The organism is Actinosynnema sp. NPDC023658, assembly GCF_040639995.1.
GTDB lineage: Bacteria > Actinomycetota > Actinomycetes > Mycobacteriales > Pseudonocardiaceae > Actinosynnema.
In genome coordinates, this window is the sequence record NZ_JBFAAX010000281.1 from 1 (window position 1) to 5351 (window position 5351).

Genomic DNA, 5351 nt, shown 5'->3' on the forward strand with positions numbered 1-5351 from the left:
TCCTGCACGAGCGTCTCGCGGCTGTAGTCGCTGGTGGACTTGAAGCTCCCCGCGGTCGTGCCCAGGACGATGCCCAGCCGGCCGCCGAGTACAGGTAACCGAAGATCTCGTCCAGCACGAAGGCCGCGGCCTCGTTGTCGGTGCCGAACCGGCCGTCCCCGCCAGCGCTGACCACGGCACCTCCCGTGCGGGCTCCGGAATCCCGACCACGGGACCGCTGCCACTCTCCCGCCGCGGCGCCGTCGACGTTCCCCGCCCCACCCGGTCAGCCCTGATTTTTCACTCGAACGTATGACGCAGCTCGGAGTTCCCCCTTGGCCAACAGCGCGGCTGTGACACTCTCCCGCGTGACGAAGAGGTTCAGCTACGCCGACGCCGTGAGGCTGCTCGGAGCACGTGAGCAGAAGCTGGTGGCGGCGTTGGACCGCCTGGTCGGCGGGGCCCTGCTGGCAGGCGCGACGTTCGGGATCTCGGAGTTGCTGGGCTGGTTCGACGCGAAGGTCGACTTCGTCCGGCTGGCGCACGAACTGCTCGTGAAGGCCGGCGCGAGGCGACGCGGCCTCACGCGGTACGACCGGACCGAGCGGCTCCAGGCCGCCCACGCGGTGATCGTCGTGGTCGCCTTCTTCGACGCCGTGGCGGCGCTGCGCCTGCCCCCGGCACTCAAGACGCTCGACGTCGACAAGTCCGAGCAGTCCGAGCTGCTGGGCCTGACCAGCCTGTTCGACGGCGTGTGGCCGCTGCCGTCCGCGGCGTGCACCTACTCCGAAAACCTCGGCCGGATCGGCGAGGGTTACGCGCGTTCGGCCGCCGCCCTGCTGACGCTCCTGCGCAACCGGGCCGCCTGGCGGACGATCGACGTCGACGAGCGCGGGCACGTCAGCGAGGTGCTGACGCGCGTGGAGTCCACGGCGATCCGGCGCTACGAGGAACTGGTCCGCGAGCTGGCCGGCGACTACCCGGAGCTGTCGCTGTGGCTGCAACTACGGCACGGCGCCGCCGTCGAGGCGAGTTTGGGGAGGATCGAGACCGCGCTGACCGCGGTCCTCGTCGGCCGTGAGCCCGACACCCGGCGGGAAGAGCTGTCCCGGCAGCACCGCGCCGTGCTCACCCGGCCGATCCTGGACACCGAGGACGTCCCGACCGGCTTGAACCTGCCCGTGACCGAACAGGCCTACATCGACCCGGACTTCCAGATCGTCACCATGCAGCAAGGCGCGGCGCCCAGCCAGTTGCAGTGGTGGGAGAAGATCCCGAGCCGCTCGGACCTGCACCAGTGCCTGGCCGGTCACCTGACTTCGCCCCACGCCCTAGCCCAACCGCTGGTGGTGCTGGGCGATCCGGGAGCAGGCAAGTCGCTGTTGACCAAGGTGCTGGCGGCGCGGCTGCCGGCCGCCGACTTCCTGGCGCTGCGGGTGGAGCTCCGGTCCGTGCCGGCCGAGAGCGACCTGCTGGAGCAGGTCGAGCACGGCATCCGCGCGAGCCTGCACGACCCCGTCAGCCTCGCCGAGCTGTCCCGGATCGCGGGTGACGCCGTGCCCGTGGTCATCCTCGACGGGTTCGACGAGCTCCTCCAGGTCACCGGCGTCACCAACACCGACTACCTGACCAGGGTGGAGAAGCTCCAGCGCGAGTGCGCCGCGGCCGGGCGCCCGATCATCGTCATCGTGACCAGCCGCATCGGCGTGGCGTCCACCATGCGGATCCCGGTCGGCGCGAGCGTGCTCCGGCTGGGCGCGTTCACCGACGGCCACGTCGCGCGGTGGTTGCAGGTCTGGAACGCCACCAACGCCGGGTTCTTCGGCTCGTCCCAGCGGACCGCGCTGACGCCCGACACCGTGCTGGCGCACCGGGACCTCGCCGTCCAACCGCTGCTGCTGCTGATGCTGGCGCTCTACGACGCCACGGACGACGCGCTGCGCCGCAACGGCGGTGACCTGCCCCGCGCCGAGCTCTACGACCGGTTGCTGAGCAGCTTCGCCCTGCGGGAGGTCTCCAAGGACAACCGCGACCGCACCGAGGCGGACCTGGCGACCGACGTCGAGAACGAGCTGACCCGGTTGGCCGTCGTGGCGTTCGCGATGTTCCACCGCGGAGCGCTGTGGGCGAGCGAGACCGACCTGGACCACGACCTGGCGGCGTTGCTCGACTGGCGCAACGACACGCGGCGGCACGGCATGCGCACGCCCATCACCCCGGGCGGGACGATGCTCGCGCGCTTCTTCTTCATCCAGCGCGCGGAGGCCGTCAACGACCTGGTGACCCTGCGCACCTACGAGTTCCTGCACGCGACGTTCGGCGAGTACCTGGTCGCCCGGCTAACCTGGCACGTGCTGTGCGACCTGCACCGGGTGGAGTCCACCCAGCGCCCCACACTGTCCGCCGGCCCCGCCGACGACAGCAACCTGTACGCACTGCTGTCGTTCACCCCGCTGACCGCCCGCAAGTCCGTGATCGACTTCCTCATCGAGCTGGCCGCCACCAGCACCGAACGCCCGGCGTTGGCGGCGCTCGTCGCGCGCCTGTTCGAGACCGCCGACGAGCACCGGCCGCGCAGCCGCGGCGACTACCGGCCGTCTGCTCGCGGGGTGCCCGCCCGCTTCGCCATCCATAGCCTCAACCTCGTGCTGCTGGCCACCATCCTCAGTGAGGAGCTCGACACCAGCGACTTCGGCATCGCCGACTGGCCGAAGCTGACCGCATTCTGGAAGTCGCAGCTGTCCGACGGCGAGTGGGAGTCGCTGATCGGGTCGATCCACGTCCAGTGGCAGAGCGCCGACCGACGCGTGATCACGGCCGGCAGCTGGTCGCCGCGCTTCGTCGACCGCGCCAACCTGCCCCCGGCGTTCTCGTTGTGGGACGCCGCCCGTGAGACGCACTTCACCACCGACCCCGCCGGCAACCTGTTCCGGTACGCCTTCGAAGGGCTGTCCGGGGACCACTTCGACCTGAGCTATGCGCGAGCGGTGGTCGAGCTGAACACCCCGGCGCCGCAGGAGAAGCGGAGCCGCCAGTACCAGGTGTGGGCCGACACCCACCCCCAGCTGGTCCTGGACCGGCTGCGCCGCGAGGTGATCGCCGACATCGACGTCCTGCGCACCCTGGCGGGGACCAGGTTGGGGCTGACCAACGGGTTCCTCCACGTGCTGTGCGAACGGCTGGGCACGACGACGGATGACGAACAGCTCCTCGCCCTGATCGGCGAGGTGCAGACGAGGATCGGCCACCTGCCCGCGCTCGACCACCAGCTGGAGGTTCCGTTGCTGGACGCCTGGCTGCGCCTGCACGAGGCCGGCTTCAAGTTCCCCGAGGAGCGCAACTACCCGGACCTGGTCGAGCTGATGAGCAGGATCAACCTCATCCGGGTCCAGACGTTCCGCCCGGACCTCATCCGGCGGGTGGATGCCGCCATGCAGGACCTCGGCATCTGACCGGGTCCGGCGGAGTCGTCCGCGACCCCGCCCGTTCGTCCTGCGCACCGGCATCGCGGATGGTGTGACGTCGCCGGGCACGGCGGGCGGTCGGCGTCGTCTCGCAGGCCGGACGGGTGGTGGGGGGGCGGGCGGGTGATGGGGTAGAACGGGTCGTGCTCAGCCTCTACCACGACGCCGACACACCGGTGCACGCGCTGCCCGCCGGGGCGAAGCTGCTGGTGCTGTTCGCGGTCGGTTCGGTGTTGTTCCTCGTGCGGTCGATGCTCGCCCTCGGCGTCGCGTTCGCGGTGGTCGTCGTGCTCTACGCGGTGGCGCGGGTGCCGTGGCGCACGACGTGGCACCAGCTGCGGCCCGTGCTGCCGTTCACCGCGCTGATCGTCGTCGCGCAGCTCGTGCTGACCGACTGGCGGACGGCCGTGCTGGTCGGTGAGCGCGTCCTGGTGCTGGTGCTGCTGGCCAACCTGGTCACGCTCACCACCCGCACGTCCGCGATGATCGCGGCGATCGAGGCCGCCCTGGGCCCGCTGCGGCCGCTGGGCGTGCGGCCGGAACGGGTGGGCCTGCTGGTGGCGCTGACCATCCGGTTCATCCCGGTGATCAGGGAGCAGGCCGACCAGGTGCGTGCGGCGCAGAAGGCGCGCGGCGTCGAGCGCAGCTTCGCGTTCCTCACCCCGCTGCTGGTCAAGACCCTGCGCCTGGCCGACGGCCTCGGTGAGGCGCTCGACGCCCGCGGGCTCGACACCGATCCGCCGCGCCGCCGTTGACGGGCCCGCGCGAATCCACCGGCCGGACAAGTCCCCCGAGGTCAGACCCCGGCTCATCACTATGATGACGCCGGGAAAATCCGGGTATTCCGATTCAAGGGGTTCGGTGTGCGCTCGAAGGACATCGCGCTGATCGCGCTGATGGCGGCGATCATGGTCGTGCTCGGCTTCTTCCCGCTCATCGAACTGCCGCTCGTGCCCGCGCCGTTCACCTCGCAGACGCTCGGCGTGATGCTCGCCGGGTCGATCCTCGGCGCGCGGCGGGGCGGGCTGGCCATCCTGCTGTTCGACGTGCTGGTGCTGGTCGGCCTGCCGGTGCTGCCGGGTGGTCGCGGCGGTCTCGGCGTGATCCTGGGCCCCACCGGCGGTTTCGTCGTGGCCTACCCGGTGGGCGCGTTCGTGGTCGGCCTGCTGACCGAGCGGCTGTGGAAGCGCTACAACCTCGGCACCGCCCTGCTGTGCAACGCGGTCGGCGGCGCGCTCGTGCTGTACGTCATCGGCATCCCGTGGATGGCGGTCGCGGCGGGCATGCCGCTGGGCAAGGCGATCACCGGGTCGGTGGTGTTCCTGCCCGGTGACGCGATCAAGGTGGTGATCGGCTCGCTCGCGGCCGTGGCGGTGCGCCGCGCGTACCCGTTGGTCGAACCGCGGTCCGAGGTCGCCGGGTGAGCATCGAGGTCGAGGGGGTCGGCCACCGGTTCGGCGAGCGCGTGGTGCTGCGCGGGGTCGACCTGCGGCTCGACGAGCGCCGCGTGGCGGTCATCGGCTCCAACGGCTCCGGCAAGAGCACGTTCGCGCGCCTGCTCAACGGCCTGCTCGTGCCGACCGAGGGCCGGGTGCGCGTGGACGGCCTGGACACCCGCAAGCAGGGCAGGGCGGTCCGCCGCCGGGTCGGGTTCGTCTTCCAGGACCCGGACGTGCAGATCGTCATGCCGACCGTGGCCGAGGACCTCGCGTTCGGGCTCAAGCACCGGGGCGTGGCGCGGGACGAGGTCGAGCGGCGGGTGTCCGAGACCCTCGCGACCTACGGCCTGGAGGAGTTCCGGGACCACCCCGCGCACCTGCTCAGCGGCGGGCAGAAGCAGCTGCTCGCGATCGCGGCGGTGGGGGGGGTGGTGGCCCCGCGCGGTGTGTTGGTGGGGGCGAACACCAG

At 71.3% G+C, this 5351-nt stretch carries 4 protein-coding genes; all 4 read left to right on the forward strand.

The window, feature by feature from the left end:
* Positions 1-347: 347 nt before the first annotated feature.
* Positions 348-3431, forward strand: coding sequence for an ATP-binding protein (locus AB0G02_RS23785; protein WP_360797670.1), 3084 nt, complete (start codon positions 348-350; stop codon positions 3429-3431).
* Between the two features lie 155 nt (positions 3432-3586).
* Entirely contained in the window at positions 3587-4198 is a 612-nt protein-coding gene (locus AB0G02_RS23790; RefSeq protein WP_360797671.1) for an energy-coupling factor transporter transmembrane protein EcfT, read from the forward strand.
* Positions 4199-4306: 108 nt separating this feature from the next.
* Positions 4307-4867: a biotin transporter BioY gene (locus AB0G02_RS23795; RefSeq protein WP_360797672.1), complete on the forward strand. Its 561-nt coding sequence runs from the start codon at positions 4307-4309 to the stop codon at positions 4865-4867.
* Positions 4864-5351, forward strand: a 488-nt coding sequence (locus AB0G02_RS23800; protein ID WP_360797673.1) for an ATP-binding cassette domain-containing protein, incomplete at its 3' end; no start/stop codon positions are given. The genes AB0G02_RS23795 and AB0G02_RS23800, both read left to right, overlap by 4 nt.